Origin of the sequence: Corynebacterium sp. MSK032 (genome assembly GCF_030232065.1) — a bacterium.
Taxonomy (GTDB): domain Bacteria; phylum Actinomycetota; class Actinomycetes; order Mycobacteriales; family Mycobacteriaceae; genus Corynebacterium; species Corynebacterium jeikeium_D.
The window spans coordinates 53,539-69,199 of the sequence record NZ_JASPJR010000001.1; the positions used below are offsets into that span (position 1 = coordinate 53,539).

At 58.7% G+C, this 15,661-nt stretch carries 12 protein-coding genes and 1 riboswitch; of the genes, 9 read left to right on the forward strand and 3 right to left on the reverse strand.

Annotated features, from left to right (window positions below; all coding sequences use genetic code 11):
* The first annotated feature begins 354 nt into the window (after positions 1-354).
* A riboswitch (TPP riboswitch) is annotated at positions 355-476 on the forward strand.
* From thiC to QP995_RS00285, 3 genes are all read left to right on the forward strand, one after another.
* Positions 475-2,181: a phosphomethylpyrimidine synthase ThiC gene (gene thiC / locus QP995_RS00275; RefSeq protein WP_284852786.1), complete on the forward strand. Its 1,707-nt coding sequence runs from the start codon at positions 475-477 to the stop codon at positions 2,179-2,181. (Overlaps the previous riboswitch by 2 nt.)
* Positions 2,182-2,563: 382 nt before the next feature.
* On the forward strand, positions 2,564-3,547 hold the full coding sequence (locus QP995_RS00280; RefSeq protein WP_224784255.1) for an HtaA protein: 984 nt from the start codon (positions 2,564-2,566) through the stop codon (positions 3,545-3,547).
* 180 nt (positions 3,548-3,727) lie between these two features.
* Entirely contained in the window at positions 3,728-5,203 is a 1,476-nt protein-coding gene (locus QP995_RS00285) for a glycosyltransferase family 87 protein (protein WP_242451377.1), read from the forward strand.
* A 2-nt stretch (positions 5,204-5,205) separates the two neighbouring features.
* Here the strand turns inward: QP995_RS00285 and QP995_RS00290 are convergent, their stop codons facing one another.
* A complete protein-coding gene (locus tag QP995_RS00290; protein WP_048732933.1) occupies positions 5,206-5,403 on the reverse strand; it encodes a hypothetical protein in 198 nt (65 codons plus the stop codon).
* Between the two features lie 264 nt (positions 5,404-5,667).
* Between QP995_RS00290 and QP995_RS00295 the strand changes: the two genes are divergently transcribed.
* The 3 genes from QP995_RS00295 (at position 5,668) to QP995_RS00305 (ending at position 9,949) form a co-directional block, all read left to right on the forward strand.
* Positions 5,668-7,050, forward strand: a complete 1,383-nt coding sequence (locus tag QP995_RS00295) for a M18 family aminopeptidase (protein WP_284852787.1) — start codon at positions 5,668-5,670, stop codon at positions 7,048-7,050.
* 135 nt (positions 7,051-7,185) lie between these two features.
* Positions 7,186-8,601, forward strand: a complete 1,416-nt coding sequence (locus QP995_RS00300; RefSeq protein ID WP_284852788.1) for a M20 metallopeptidase family protein — start codon at positions 7,186-7,188, stop codon at positions 8,599-8,601.
* Between the two features lie 4 nt (positions 8,602-8,605).
* Positions 8,606-9,949, forward strand: coding sequence for an alpha-amylase family protein (locus tag QP995_RS00305; RefSeq protein ID WP_284852789.1), 1,344 nt, complete (start codon positions 8,606-8,608; stop codon positions 9,947-9,949).
* 156 nt (positions 9,950-10,105) lie between these two features.
* Here QP995_RS00305 and QP995_RS00310 read toward each other — a convergent pair whose 3' ends face one another.
* Both QP995_RS00310 and QP995_RS00315 read right to left on the reverse strand, forming a co-directional pair.
* Complete coding sequence (locus tag QP995_RS00310; RefSeq protein ID WP_048732925.1) at positions 10,106-10,303, reverse strand: hypothetical protein; 198 nt, start codon at positions 10,301-10,303, stop codon at positions 10,106-10,108.
* 89 nt (positions 10,304-10,392) lie between these two features.
* Positions 10,393-12,444 carry a DUF2339 domain-containing protein gene (locus tag QP995_RS00315; protein ID WP_284852790.1) on the reverse strand — a complete coding sequence of 684 codons (2,052 nt, stop codon included), beginning with the start codon at positions 12,442-12,444 and terminating at the stop codon, positions 10,393-10,395.
* A gap of 157 nt (positions 12,445-12,601) precedes the next feature.
* On the opposite strand from QP995_RS00315, the gene QP995_RS00320 reads away from it, so the two are divergent.
* Genes QP995_RS00320 through QP995_RS00330 form a run of 3 tightly spaced genes read left to right on the forward strand, consistent with a single transcriptional unit; the run spans position 12,602 to position 15,650 of the window.
* Positions 12,602-13,210 carry an ECF transporter S component gene (locus QP995_RS00320; RefSeq protein WP_048732921.1) on the forward strand — a complete coding sequence of 203 codons (609 nt, stop codon included), beginning with the start codon at positions 12,602-12,604 and terminating at the stop codon, positions 13,208-13,210.
* 8 nt (positions 13,211-13,218) lie between these two features.
* Positions 13,219-14,835, forward strand: coding sequence for an ABC transporter ATP-binding protein (locus QP995_RS00325; protein WP_284852791.1), 1,617 nt, complete (start codon positions 13,219-13,221; stop codon positions 14,833-14,835).
* Complete coding sequence (locus tag QP995_RS00330) at positions 14,832-15,650, forward strand: energy-coupling factor transporter transmembrane component T family protein (protein ID WP_070566834.1); 819 nt, start codon at positions 14,832-14,834, stop codon at positions 15,648-15,650. Before QP995_RS00325 ends, QP995_RS00330 begins: the two co-directional genes overlap by 4 nt.
* Positions 15,651-15,661 lie beyond the last annotated feature (11 nt).

Sequence of the window (15,661 nt, forward strand, 5' to 3'; positions counted from 1 at the left end):
GTCCTCGCCGGATGCCTCGGTCGATGCGCAACTAGTCCCCGTTATTCCCCATAGAAGTGCTGACAGTAGGGCGGCAGTAGTCGCCTTTTTCAATTTTCCCTCCCCAAAGAATTTGTGTGAGAAAGATATAACACCGCGGTCGCAATTGCGCTTGCTGAGAAGCCGAAAAAATAGACCGGCTGTGGATAACTTTTAGGGGGTGTGGACAACGCGGTCGCCGTGCAAAACGACGCCTCTGCGTAGCCACCACCTGCACCTTTGGGGTGCGTTCTCCGGGGCGTCGTTAAGCGTTGGTGGACAGCGCGGGTGTAATGACCGAAGTAATCCGAACGATTGGTTAGACTATGAGGCGCATTACAAAACCACGGGAGTGCCAACCGAAATTCCGGCACTGAGAGGACGCTAGGGATCGAGCGTCGACCGGACGAACCTGAATCTGGGTAATACCAGCGTAGGAAAGGGATGTGTTGCTTCATGGCCGCACGTGTATCTGTATCCGCTCCACCGAAAGAGGGCGAGGTTACAACTGGCCCGATTTACCGCAGCAACAAGCATTACGACGAGGTTGCGTTTAGCAACGATTTCGGTGAGGCGAACCTGCGCATTCCAGTCCGTCGAATCAATCTGACGGACGGCACTCACTTCGATGCATACGACACCTCGGGTATTTACACTGAGGAAAACCCGGAACTGAATCTGAAGGAGGGGTTGGCTAAGACTCGTGACTCTTGGCCGAAGGCTCCGGCGGTGCCGGCGGTTGCGGGGTCTGAGGACGCCCCGAAGGTCAAGACGCAGCTGGCATGGGCTCGTGCGGGAATTGTCACCCCAGAGATGGCATTCATTGCCGCTCGTGAAAATGTGGATCCGGAAGTTGTGCGCGAAGAGGTTGCTGCGGGGCGCGCCGTGATTCCGGCCAACCACAAGCACCCGGAGACCGAGCCGATGATTATTGGCAAGCGCTTTGCCACCAAAATCAACGCCAACATTGGTAACTCGGCTGTGACTTCGTCCATCTCCGAAGAGGTGGAGAAGATGGTGTGGGCGACCCGTTGGGGCGCGGACACCATCATGGATTTGTCCACTGGTAAGGACATTCACGAAACCCGCGAGTGGATTCTGCGTAACTCCCCGGTGCCGGTTGGTACGGTGCCGATTTACCAGGCGCTGGAGAAGGTCAAGGGTGACCCGGCCAAGCTGACCTGGGAAATCTACCGCGAAACCATTATTGAGCAGTGTGAACAGGGCGTGGACTACATGACCGTTCACGCGGGTGTGCTGCTGCGCTACGTGCCGCTGGCCGCCAATCGCGTGACGGGCATTGTTTCCCGCGGTGGCTCAATCATGGCCGCATGGTGCCTCGCGCATCACCAGGAGAGCTTCCTCTACACGCGCTTCGCTGAGCTGTGCGACATTCTGGCGCAGTACGATGTCACGTTCTCCCTCGGTGACGGCCTGCGTCCGGGCTCCATTGCCGACGCTAACGATGAGGCTCAGCTGGCTGAGCTGCGCACCCTCGGTGAGCTGACCAAGATTGCCAAGTCCCGCGGCTGCCAGGTCATGATCGAAGGTCCAGGCCACGTTCCGATGCACAAGATCGCCGACAACGTGAAGTGGGAAGAGGAGTGGTGTGAGGAAGCTCCGTTCTACACCCTCGGCCCGCTGGCAACCGATATCGCGCCGGGCTATGACCACATCACCTCGGCTATCGGTGCGGCCATCATTGCGCAGGCTGGCACCGCCATGCTTTGCTACGTCACGCCGAAGGAGCACCTGGGTCTGCCGAACCGCGACGACGTCAAGGTCGGCGTGATTACTTACAAGATTTCTGCGCACGCCGCTGACCTGGCAAAGGGCCTGCCACGCGCTCAGGAGCGTGACGACGCGCTGTCGAAGGCCCGCTTCGAGTTCCGTTGGCATGACCAGTTTGCACTGGCTCTGGATCCGGACACTGCGCTGGATTACCACGATGAGACTCTGCCTGCAGAGCCGGCAAAGACTGCGCATTTCTGTTCCATGTGTGGTCCGAAGTTCTGCTCCATGCGTATTTCCAAGGATGTACAGGACTACGCGAAGGAACACGGCCTGGACTCCGTTGAAGCGATCGAGGCCGGCATGGCTGAGAAGTCCCAGGAGTTCGCTGATCAGGGGAGCCGCGTCTACCTGCCGATTACCGCGGAGTAGCTGGTTGTCTTAGAAGCTGCTGAAGTAAGCCGTGGTCGAGCTCTATTGGGCTTGGCCGCGGTTTTCTTTTGTTTTCAGCTATTTCTGCCGGCCTCAGTGTTGAGCCTCAAACGGGGGAGGGTAAGGCGCACCTTCATAAAGGCGTTAGGTAAACCTAACTAGTGGGGTGTACATTGCTTGTATGCACAGTCTGAAGTTCTTGACTTTCGATCATTCCCACCGCCATCTTGCGGGGGCTCACGAAACTCGCCTTTCGTCCGGCTCCGAATCATCGCCCGTTGGAGAAGGCAAGCGTCGACCGGTGAGGCAGAGTGCGCGCAGAGGTGTTACTGCGGTTTCGCTGTCCGGCGCCATGGTCCTTTCAGCGTTTGTGTCCCCAGCAATGGCTGAAACTGCGAAGCCAATCGTGCCAGACAACTTTCCCAATGTGATTAATCCAGCGGAGAACTTCCAGCCGCAGGATCCGCAGTATGTCGAATCCCCGGAAGTTTCTGTCACTTTTGAGGACGGCACACCAGCTGAAGGCGCCACAGTTCATCGCGGCGATGTTCTCATTGTTCGCGGCAGTGGTTTTAATCCGTCGGCCAACCGTGGTGGTTACCCGCTTCCAATTCCTCCGGGTGTGCCCAATGGCGTTTACGTTCTCTACAGTGCGTTCCCAGACTCCTGGAAGCCAAGTGAAGGTGCTCCGTCCTCGTCGCGGAAACATCCGCACGACAACATTGCCTGGGTCACGCCGGCTGGAACTCTCGAGGCGATACCGAACCAGGGCGTCGACATGCGACGTTCTATCGCTCGTCAAGCCACTCCGATGACAGATGACGGCAGCTTTGAGGCTCGCATTGTTGTTGACCCGCCAGAGACCCCAGCTGGTGAAAACTGGGGCATTTATGTTTACCCGGCAGCCGGCTCCATTAATGAGGCCGAGGAAATCTACATCCCGTTGAATTATTCGGATGCTCCGGGCAAGAATGCCCCGGCTCCCTCCAGCGAGGATTTAGTAATTTCTGTATCTGCGCTGGAGAAGGTATTCGGCGCACTGGGTGGTGGCGTCACTGCCAAGAACGGTGCCCTAGAGCCTGAGGCCGGTGTCGTCTCATTCACCCGCGACAATGACAACAGTGATGTCGAAGGGGAGAGCTACCGCGGAGAAGTTCACATCACCGCGAAGTTCAGTCTGGTTCATGTGGTCGTTCGTAATCCGCGCATTGAGGAAGGCCCGACCGGAAAGATTATTACGGCAGAGGTCTCGCAGGGCTACGATGTCGGCCCGGATGAGATGGAGCGCATGCCCATAGCCGCCGTGGTCGACAGCGATGGAGATCAGCTGATTACGACCATCGGCACTATTTCACAGATTCGATAGTCCTCCGGCCATCACGGCCGCCAACTGTCGTCCTCCTGGCACTTTGTTCAAAGTAAGCGGTCATACCTTGTGGGTTCTTGCGGGGTGTAACCACTGCCGTATTGGAATCACTACATTAGATAGAGGCGCTTACCAGCGATGAGGAGGAACGTGGGACGGCATAGTCAGGCAGAAGGACCTGTGTCACAGGATGGCGCATCGTCACAGGCTGCGGAGTCGCAACGTGCTGCTGCGAAGTCTCGGTCACAGGTCTCGCGAAAAATGCGGGCTCGCAAACCCAGTCAGACCCCCGCGCTGGCGCAATCGCCTGTGATGAGCTGGCCTCTTATTCTGGTCTCGCAGCTCGGTGGTCTTGCCTCGCTGTTGGCCTGGAATGGTCGTACTCAGCCGGACGATTGGGCTTCGCTCTGGGTAGGCGGGCTACTTATGGACAGGGGACTTGAGTCCCATCTTTATGACGCCGATCCAATCGATTTCACTGCCATGAGTGGAGAGGTCTGGCCACGCCTGGCGCAGGAAGTGTCTGCGCCATTTACGCATCCCTTTGTGCAAAACCCTTTGTTCGCAAAGGCTCTGGGAGTGATATCCCACGTCATGAGCTTTGAAACCTCGGTTGCTTGGTTGCTGTTTCTCTCCGGAATGGCCGTCGTGGTCCTCGTCGTAGCTTCCTACCACCTGTGGTTTCGGTCCACCATGCCCTGGGGTATCGCAGCGCTGGTTACCGCATGCGTATTCGCTCTGCCGACCACTATTAATTCGTTCTGGATCGGTCAGACGACACCGCTGATCGTCGCGGGTGTCGCCTATGGTCTTGCTGCCTCGCGCACTCGTCCTTGGCTCGCGGGCATCGTGCTCGGCATCGTCGCATCCATTAAATTGACTCCGTATGCGCTCATCGCTGTGATGCTCTTTTTCGCTTATCGACGGCGCGCAGCCCTCTGGTCGCTGGCCACCACGGCGGTACTGGCGGTCTGGATGTTTATCCGCGTTGATATGTCGGTAATTTCGGATTGGATTGATCGAATCGGCGACATTGGTTCATCGGTCTTGGTCGGCGGTGCGAATCAGTCGTTGGCGTCGACTTTAGCCACAGACCTGGGCAAACCTGATTTATTAGTAACAGTGGTTCGTGATTACCCGAGTCACGTGAAAACGATTCCGCTGTGTATTGCGCTTGGCGTGGTGTTGATGGTCACGGCAGTTGCGTGGTTGAACCCGGTCTACCGGTTTGAATTTCTGATCACGGGCGCGTGGCTTATTGCAGCTACATTCTCATCGATTCTTTGGACCCACTACATGTTGATGCTGGTCACGTCTGTGTTCGGTTTGGCCGCCATGGCGCGGACCCGATTGACCAGACAGTGGCCGTATATCGGTATTGCGTTGCTAGTGGTCCTGCTGACGTTTCCTGTGACAAACCCGATTGCTGCTACGCCGTATACCGGCGGATTTGTGTACTCGGGGATTACTGCGATGCTCTTGACGCTGGCATTGATGCTAGTTGTTGGTGGCTGCCACGCATTTGCGGTACATCGGTACGGCGATGGTGATGCAGGCGAGGTTGGAGCTGGTTTTGGCAGTGAATTAGCTGCCGCGGAGACGTTGAAATTTCCTCAGCCAGAGCCAATGGTCTTATTCGACTTGAGGAAGCGCTAGATTTAGCGGCTCAGCATAGAGACGATGTCACGGGCGGACATGTCGCTGTAGATCTCGTTTCGGGCGCTCTTAACCTGGTGGCCGAAGTGGACTGCGTTAGCGTCACTGCTGGTGTCGCGGGTAAGAGCCTCGCGCAGCGGCTGAGAGAAAAAGGCGCGCTTGGTAGTGAAAGAGCGGGGGAACAGGTTTTCAAGGCTCACGGTATAAACCCTTTCTGTGGTCGGAATCCGGTCGGGACTCCGGTTTGAGAGGTTCTGTATTCAAATGGTTTTCTTTGATGCGGTTGCCACTATATGTCTGAATATGCCCGATATCGAGTTAAAACGGGCAAAAGTGACTAAGTGGATACCGTTCCCAACATGAAAGCTGCATCACACTGTGGACCGGCTCAATGCTCGGTCACGGTCAGTTGTGGGCTCCAATACAATGAAATCCGGAATCAAATGTGAAGTAGGAGTTTGGTTATGGCTATTTCTTCGGCACCCACCCCTGAGTCCCCGGATTCGGCGGATACCTCGGGAGCGGCATCGCGCAGAGTTCCGGCGGCAGCGCTCAGTCACGTTGAGGATTTAATTGATTTTGTGGCTGCGTCGCCAAGCTCATTTCATGCGGCACAACAGGTCGTTGACCGTCTGAGTGCAGCCGGTGCCACGGTCATCGATGAGCACGAACAGTGGCCAAGTAAACCCGGTGCCTACGTCCTGCGTCGCGATGGCGCTGCCGTTGCTTGGATCGTCCCGGAGACGCCGGCTGCCGATTTCACCGGTTTCCGTATTGTGGGTTCCCACACGGATTCGCCCGGTTTTCGTGTGAAGCCCAACGCGCGCACCTCCGCCGCAGGCTATACGCAGGTCGCCGTTGAAGTCTACGGCGGCGCGTTGTTGGGAAGCTGGACCGACCGCGAAATTGAGTTCGCCGGTCGGGTAATTGATAAAAGCGGCAATGAGCACCTTGCTCGCACTGGCCCGGTTGCGCGTATTCCGCAGTTGGCTATCCACCTCAATCGTGCGGTTAACGAAGAGGGGTTGAAGCTCCACAAGCAGAATCACACTGCACCAATCATCGGACTGGATACTTTCGGCACCGATGTGTACCAGGTCATCGCCAATGCTGCGGGCCTGTCTATCGACGACATCGTCGCCTGGGACCTCATTTCCTTCGACACCCAGCAGCCGCGCACCTTCGGTGCTCACGATGAGTTCCTGGCTTCAGGTCGACTCGACAACCTGCTCAGCGTCCACTCCTCCCTGGTTGCCTTCGAGACCTTGCTCCGCCAAAACTGGAGCACGTCAACCACCATCCCCGTCATGGTCGCTTTCGACCACGAGGAAGTCGGGTCCGCCTCCACTACGGGCGCTGCAGGTCCACTGCTTGCCGACGTTCTGTCCCGCATCGCAGCGGCTACAGGCGCTGACCTGGAACGCACCCAGCAGCTCTACCGCGGTTCCATCTGTCTCTCGGCCGACGGCGCACACGGTGTGCACCCGAACTATGCAGGCGAACACGAGCCGGGGCACCAGCCGGAGCTCAATGCTGGCCCAGTGGTAAAGATCAATGCCAACCAGCGCTACGCCACCACGGCGGTTGGTCAGGCCGAGGTTGTCCGAATCGCAGCGGAAACCTCCAAGCGCATTGGCCAGGAAGTGCCGGTGCAGTATTTTGTATCTGCGAACCACAAGCCATGCGGCTCCACTATCGGCCCGATCACTGCAACGCGACTGGGTATCGACACCATCGATATCGGAGCTGCGATGGTCTCCATGCACTCGGCGCGTGAGATGTGCGGCACGATTGATCCATGGTGGTTGGCCGAACTCACCGTGGATTTCTGGGGTGCCGGACACTAGCAGCTCGCTGGCAGCGCTGAAGTCGTCTCTAGCAGTGGAGATGTTGGGGCGCTGTGGCCGTCGTGAAGCGAAAATGGGTGAGGGAATTTCCGTAGCTGCTCGTCGTGGAGCCTATTTTCTGTCATGCTATGAACCATGACTGATGCTAACGACACCCTGCCGTCGCACCGCCTTGAAGTACCTATCGAAGAGGCGGTGGCATGGCGTCGCCAACTGCACCAGAATCCGGAGCTGAGCTTCCGGGAGTACAGGACCTCGGACATGATTGAGGATTTGCTCAATCAGTGGGACATCCCGACGTACCGGTTGACCCCGACGTCCGTAATTGGCGTCATCGAGGGAACAGCGGGCGACCCCAGCACTGGCCGTGTGATTGGCTACCGCGCGGATATTGACGCCCTGCCGATTCAGGAGGAAACGGGACTGCCGTACGCCTCGCGCACGCCAGGTGTGATGCACGCCTGTGGGCATGATGTTCACACGGCGATGCTGCTGGGCACGGCGAAGGTGCTCTCTGGAATGCGCGATCAACTGCACGGCAAGGTGCTGTGCATCTTCCAGCACGCCGAAGAAATGCTGCCGGGCGGTGCTCGTGAGCTGGTCGACAAGGGCGCCGCCGATGACTTAGATGAGGTCTATGCCTTCCACGTCGCGCCGCATCCGGTGGGGCATGTGGGAATCTGCGCTGGGCGAGTGACAACTATGTCGGGCATCGTCTCCATCGCGATTCGTGGCCGTGGCGGACACTCCTCGAACCCGCAGCTGTCGATTGACCCGGTGCTCATCGCCAGCGAGGCGACTCTCATGCTGAACACGATTGTCTCCCGCGATGTGGATCCGAAGCACATGAACATTGTCAATGTCGGCTCACTGCATTCAGGTGAGGCCGGCAACGTGATTCCGGATACGGCCAACCTGGAAGTGTCCATCCGCTCGGTGGATGAGGCCGACTGGGAGATTGTCTGCCAGCGTATCGAGGCCGTCGTCAACGGCGTCTGCCAGGCTCACGGTGCACAGGCGACTTTCGACTGGCAGATTCCGTACCCGATGGTGGTCAACGCCGACATTGCGGTCAATCGTGCGTGGCATGCGGCGACGAAGGCGGTTGGCAAGTCCAAGGTGTTCGCTGCCGATCCGTGGGCTCCTTCGGATGATTTCTCGTATTTTTCCCGTGAAGCGCCGGGTTGTTACATGTTCCTCGGCACCGGTGGCCCGGAAGCGGGTAATCCCTTCTTTCTTCACAACTCCAGGTTTAAAATTGTGGAGAGAGCCATGGTCAGCGGCATGCGCACGGAAATTCAAATCGCGCTGGATGCACTGAACCCGTCGAAGAGCCAACCGCCGGAGCGCCCTGTCGCATCTCCGACCATGCCCGCAGCAGGTTCCGTGCCTCCACGGCCGCGGAATGCAGGCCTTGGCACGCCGAAGTCGCATGCGGGCCAGGCGCGGGCGTCGTCAAGCGAATCGGCGGGGGAGACCTCACCGACCCCTGAGGCTGCGACGGCACCAGATAATTCCAATCAGCCTCAGGCACCTAGAGAGGATGCATAGGACAATGTCCACTACCCCCAACGCCCCTGATAAGACGCTCGCTGGCGCCGCACCTGAGTGGACGAAGTGGGCGATTGGATGGCACGTCTATCCACTGGGGTTTGTGGGAGCGCCCATCCGTGAGAAGGATCGAGGCGCCGCGCCGGTCAATCGAATTCGCAAACTGATTGACTGGCTTCCGTACGTCCAGGAGCTCGGGCTCAACGTCCTGCAGCTGGCGCCAGTATTCGAGTCGACTAGCCACGGCTACGATACCGAGGACTACTACCGCATCGACTCGCGCCTGGGCACCGAAGAGGACATGAAGGCCGTCATCGAAGCTGCCCATGAGCGCGGCATCAAAGTGCTTTTCGACGGTGTCTTCAACCACATCGGGTCAGAGGCGCCCGCGCTGAAGACCGCGAAGGAAAACCCTGACTCTGAAGAAGCACAGCTCTTTGCGTTTACGCACTCAGATGGCGACATGACCGCGCCGGTGTTTGAGGGACATGAGAGTTTGGTCGAATTCGATCACACCAGTGACGCGACTGTTGATTTTGTCGTGAACGTCATGAATTACTGGCTGGCGCGGGGGATTGATGGCTGGCGCCTGGATGCGGCCTACGCAGTGGATCCACAGTTCTGGCACAAGGTTTTGCCGCGAGTGCGTGCTGAGCACCCGCATGCTTTTATCTACGGGGAGGTCATCCACGGCGACTATGCGGAGATTGTGTCGGTGTCCGGCATGGACTCGGTGACGGAATACGAGCTGTGGAAAGCGACCTGGTCGGCGCTGAAGGAGGAAAACTTCTTCGAGTTGGACTGGACTCTGAAGCGCCATAACACCTTCGCGGAGTCTTTTGTGCCGGTGACGTTTGTGGGAAACCACGATGTTTCACGCATTGCGACACAGGTAGGGGCCGACAAGGCCGTGCTGGCGGCAGCGGTGCTGTTTACCGTGGCCGGTGTGCCACTGGTCTACTACGGTGACGAACAGGGCTATACCGGTCTCAAAGAGGAACGCATCGGCGGTGACGACCAGATTCGTCCAGTGTTCCCGGATAGTCCGGAGGAACTCTCTACGCTTGGCGCGGATCTCTACCGCGCTTACCAGCAGCTCGTTGCGGTGCGACGCCGGTTCCCATGGTTGCACTCCGCTCGCGTGGAGACTGATGAATTGCGCAATGGTTTTCTTCGCTACCGCGTGACCGCAACCGACGCGGCGCTCGTGGACGATGCTGCCGAGGCCTTGGGCGAGACTGGAGCTTCCGGCGAGATGCCCTCGCTCGTTGTCGAGCTGAACCTGGAAAACGGCGCAACCAGCGCCGTGATCCGTGATGGTGACCACGTGGAATTTGAGTTTTCCTAGGCTCTCTTGGCGGCTCTAGGCTGCCCTCGGAGAACCAAAACCGCCCGGACACAATGTCCGGGCGGTAATTCTTTCGCGCCCCATCGATGAGTGGGCACAAGGGGTAGTGACTGCGTTTATGTTTGCTAGCTACCCCGGTTTTCGCAGATGCAGTGATTACATCTCTGCGGTCTCAACAGGAGTCATCTCGTCGGAGGATGCCGGAGTGGTGGCCTTCTGCTCGAAGGTCTCCGACGGGTTGGCCTGGTCGCCGACCTTCACGTCCGAGTCAACCTGATTCGGGGGAGAGCAAGCGACCAGGGCTGCTGCGGCAATGGCGGATGCGGCGATAGCGCCGGCGATGCGGTTACGCATGGATGTGGCTCCTCTGTCGGAAAAACAATAGCTACAAGGGGCTAATAAACTTTTCTCACATTATCTTAAAGCAATATCTTAGAGGATTCTTAACGGCTTGCGGGAACCAAGGGGCCAATCGCCCCCGCGCCGATGCATAGGGTTGCCCCCGGAGTCGCCTTTTCCACATCGACATGGAGAGTATTTCCGCCACCGTTGAGGTACACATAGCGCGGTCGCAGATCGTTGTTCATCTTCACGACTGTGGAACCACCGCGGGTTTGCTCTTCAGTCTCGAAAGGATTGGGGAGCGACAGGCGCACATCCATGTCCTCGGAGGCGGTGGCCGGGAACTCAAGCACCCAGTCACCGAGCTTGATGATGTTCTCCAACTTGATGTCCTCCGACGCAGTGCCGTCCTCGCCAACTGTGATGCGATGGCCACACTGCTCGACAGGGCCGTCAGTGACACGGGTGACCTCGGAGACCTTGGCGTCGATAAGCGAACCGTCTGTATTGAACATGCGCGGGTGACCGGTGACGCGCTCAAACGGCGGGCGATCGGAGACCGCATCAAACACCCGCGAGTACATGTTCATCGGAGCGGCGACGGGCACGAGAACTTCGAAGGGGACGGGCTGGTCGATGAGATTGTAGTCGATTGCCTTGTCGGGGCCAGCGGCATCGGCTTCCTCGCGCAGCGTGGACAGCGACGCCTTGGTGTTGCCGATCCACTCCATTGCGATGTCATCAGACCAGGCATTGCGGTAAGTGACCACGGAAATCGTGGAGGTGACAGCCAGCGCGATGCCCAGCGACCAAATCAGAATGTGCGTACGAGCCGGTAGCAGCGCTGGCGCCTCGTCCTTCGGTGGGAGTCCAGCCAGGGAGATCGCGACGCAGATTACGATCACGAGCGCGACATCAGAGTAGTAGTGCAAAGTGTGCGCCAGCACGCCAGAGGTGTTCTCTCCCGAGCGGAACAGGGTGATGGCGAACAAGGTGGTGAACATGTACGCCACCGATAGCGTCCACGGAGCCCAGCCACGGTAATCGCGGCCAATGAGGGTGGCGGACAGAATCAACAGGATAATGCCGCCGAGAGTAATCAGCTGAGACGAAGCGGAGGCAAACGGCTGTCCCGGAGCCCAGCGTTCCCAGCTTGTTGGTCCGCCGATGATGCCGGCAAAAATCTGGCCGAGGCCGTTGAAGAACAGTTCGGGCTGTAGCTTGTCGGAAATGAAGCCAGTGGTTTCGGCGGGGCCGAAGTAGTACCACAGTGCCCAGGCGCCGGTCAGCAGCATCGATGGGATCCAGATGACGAGGCCACGGCGGAGAACCTGCAGGATATTTCTGCGTTCCATGTAAGCCAACGTGACGACAACCAGCATGGAAATCGGCGCGATAGCCAGGGACTTCTCAAAGAACCCGAGCGCCACGGCCAGCAGCACGAACAGGCCTACGGCCTCCCACGGGCGAGGGCCGAAGGAACGACGCATAGTCGTGCGAATAGCGACAATCATGAAAACCACGAATGCTAGGTGGAACGGCTGGGAATTGGCCGCGGCCGACCACCAGGTGTCGCCCGGAAGCATCAGCGGAGTCCAGGCGACGACCGTGATGAGGAAGAGAGACACCAGCGTGCGGCCGGTGAGAAGCTCAAAGAGTTTAGCTGTGGCGTATGTCAGCACTACCGACATCACGGCCATGGTGATAGCCGGTAGCCACCAGTTCCACGGCGCGATGAGGTGATAGAGGCCTTGCACCAAGAAAGCCAGTGGCGCAAGGTGCCCGTCGTGATCCTGAAGCAGGTAGTCCTTGCTCAGCAGTGGGGTGTCGTAAAGGTGGCCAACAATGATGAAGTCATCCCAGTAAAAACCATGGCTAGTCAGCACCAGAATGCGAGCGACAAGCTGTATCGCAATAACAACTCCGATGAGAGGCCACCATTGCTTCGCAGACAGGTCAAGTCTCTCGCCCCACGTCAATGTGGGCATGTAGTATGGGCGAGAACTTTCCTGCTCAGCGGTGTTGTCAGCACCAGGGGCCTCGGCAGTTTTCACTGCGGAATCCGCGACTGTCCCCTCATCGCCCACTGTCGGCGTATGAGGGGTTTGGGCAGTTGGGGTATCTCCTGTAGATGACCGCTCGGCTTTAGTCATGGTTCCTTATGTTATCTAGGCCATCTGCTGGGCGCGGTAGGGTAGGCAAAAGTTAGTGCTTAGGGCGTGTCGACACAGGCTTCATACGCCGCTAATGAATACATCAATAATGTTTGAGCAATGCCGCTCGAGTTAAAGAAAAATAGGAGCAAGTGGGATGACGCAATCGGCGAGTGCAGCGCGCGCTAACTTCTCGTGGCGCAATATTGACATCATCATTGCAGCTGTTATCGGCGTGGCCGTTGGCCTGATTTTTGTTATCTGGAACATCATCGGCGGTGCGGGCTATGAAGCCGTCAACGCGCTTACTCCTGGTCTTGGCGGTTTGGTCGCTGGTATGTGGTTCCTCGGTGGTCCGCTCGGCGCGTACATCATTCGCAAGCCGGGTGCCGCTATCTTCGTCGAGGTAATCGCGGCGACGGTTTCAGCACTGATCGGTAACCAGTGGGGTATCTCCACCCTGTACTCAGGTTTGGCGCAGGGGCTCGGCGCGGAGCTGGTGTTCCTCATTTTGGCGTATAAGAGCTACAACCTGGTCACCGTGGTTATCTCGGGTCTCATGGCAGGGGTCGGCGCGTGGACTTTTGAGCTTTTCACCGGCAACCTGGCCAAGACTTTCGAATTCAACGTCATCTACCTAATCTCCACAGCGCTGTCGGGTGCCGTCCTCGCCGGTCTGCTGGCTTACTTCCTGGCTAAGGCACTGGCGGCAACTGGAGCGCTGGATCGTTTTGCCATCGGGCGAGAGCGACACGACGACGTCTAGGAAAATCGATGACAGATGAGTCGTTGACGCGGGGGCCGTCGTCAAGCGGAAATGTCCCTGCGGTGAGCGCGCGGGGGTTCGGATATCGGCACGCGGGGCGCAAAGCTGCAGTACTGAACGACATCACGCTGGACATCGAGCGCGGTGAAAAGGTGCTGTTGCTCGGCGCGTCTGGGATGGGGAAGTCGACGCTGCTCGCCGCTATTGCTGGCGTGCTTGGCGACGACTCCGATGGCGAAGCCACCGGAAAGCTCCTGATTGAAGGTCGTACTCCTGCTTCCGCACGGGGCGCGGTGGGCTTGGTGCTGCAAGACCCTGACTCGCAGACGATTAGTGCTCGCGTTGGCGACGATGTTGCCTTTGGTGCGGAAAACCTGGGCGTTGCCCCAGCTGAGATTGGCAACCGAGTGCGCGCCAGCCTGGATTTGGTGGGGCTGGATTTGCCGCTGGATCATCCCACGCACAGGCTTTCGGGTGGGCAGAAGCAGCGCCTCGCATTGGCAGGTGTGCTGGCAATGGGCGCACGGGTCATTTGTTTGGACGAGCCGACGGCCAACATCGACCCGGCCGGTGTGCCGGTACTACGCGATGCTGCGATTACCGCGGCGGAGAGGACCGGTGCGGCACTGATTGTGGTCGAGCATCGAGTGGATGCGTGGGTCGATGTGGTCGACCGCATCATCGTGCTGGGCCGCGGAGGTGTGATTGCCGATGGTGCACCGCATCGGGTCTTGGAAGACTACGGGCAGGCTCTGACGGATGCTGGGGTGTGGATTCCGGGTGCTCCGCCCGCGCTGCCGGATGCGCGTTCAGTTACCTGCGACCAGGACGGGCACCCTAGCGGTGACATCGCGATCGAAACCCGCGAGCTGGACATCGGCTATGGCGCGAAGAAGTCGTGGTTCAGGGGTAGCGAAACTGTTGAGCCTATTGCTCGCGGAGTATCCGTTTCTATCCCATCCGAAGCTTCCACCTGCATCGTTGGTCACAACGGCAGCGGGAAGTCCACGTTAGCGCTGACGCTCGGCGGTCTGCTTGAGCCGATGGCGGGGACGGTCCAAGTGGCAGGCAGCGGTAGCACGCCGTGGAAGTGGCCGTCGAAGAAGTTGGCTACTCGTATCGGCACGGTGTTCCAGGATCCTGAACACCAATTTGTCACCGGCACCGTGCTGGAAGAGTTGCAGCTCGGCCCCAAGCTCGTCGGTGTTAACGCCGATCAGCGCATCGAGGAATTGCTCGAGCGGCTCCGGTTGACGGCGCTGACCAAGGCGAACCCATTTTCGCTTTCCGGCGGTGAGAAGCGACGTCTGTCGGTGGCGACCATGCTGGCGACAGCGCCGGATATTGTGCTTCTCGACGAACCGACCTTCGGCCAAGACCGCCGGACATTCACCGAGCTGCTCACTTTGCTTCGCCAACTTGCAGACGACGGCCGAACTGTTATTTCGATTACCCACGATCCGTTGGTGGTCCAAGCGATGGGGGACTACGTCGTCGACATGGATGCGTTTCATCCGGAGCGGTCAGGCCGTGCGGCACCGGGACAGCGTGGTTCGGGGGAGCAGGCCGGTCCGAGCAGCAGTAAAGGTTCGCGCGGCCAGGGTGAAGCAGGAGGGACATCGTGACTGAAGTCGGTTCCGCCGGTACGGCTGAAGGTACGCAGAGCGCCGAGCAGAGTAAGCAGCCTTTCCTCGCGACGGTCAACCCGGTAGCGAGAGTACTGGGCCTGTTCTTGCTCACCACACCGCTGCTGATTTCCATCGACTGGGTCTCCGCAGTGGTCGCGCTTGTCTGCACGCTTTTCTTGGTGCCGCTGTCGGGTTTGGGTTTTCGTCGTTTTCTAGGACGCAGCCTGCCACTTCTTATCGCCGCGCCCATCTCTGGAATCTCGATGGCGCTCTACGGCAACCCGGAGGGCAAAGAGTATTTCTCCTTCCTGCTTGCGCATGTGACGGATAATTCTATTTCCCTGGCCATCGCGATTATGTTGCGTGTGCTGGCTATCGGTACTCCAGTTGTCGTGTTGACAGCCAATATCGACCCCACCGATCTGGGCAATGGGCTGGCGCAGATTCTCAAGCTGCCCAGCCGGTTTGTGCTGGCAACGGTGGCGAGTTTGCGGCTCGTCGGCCTATTCATCAGCGATTGGCAGGCGCTGACCCGAGCCCGTCGAGCACGCGGTTTGGGTGACCACGGCGCAATCCGCCGCACTATTTCCCAGGTGTTCGCTCTGCTGGTGTTTGCGCTGCGCCGCGGAACCAAACTGGCTACGGCCATGGAAGCCCGCGGCTTTGGCGCACCGATTAAGCGTACGTGGTGGCACACCTCGACATTGGCCACGCGTGACTATGCCACCATGGCCGCCTGCCTTGCCATCGCCGTCGCAGCAATCAGTATTTCCGTGTGGGCCGGGGAGTTCCGCTTCCTGGGCGTAGCGTAGCAAAGGTGTTT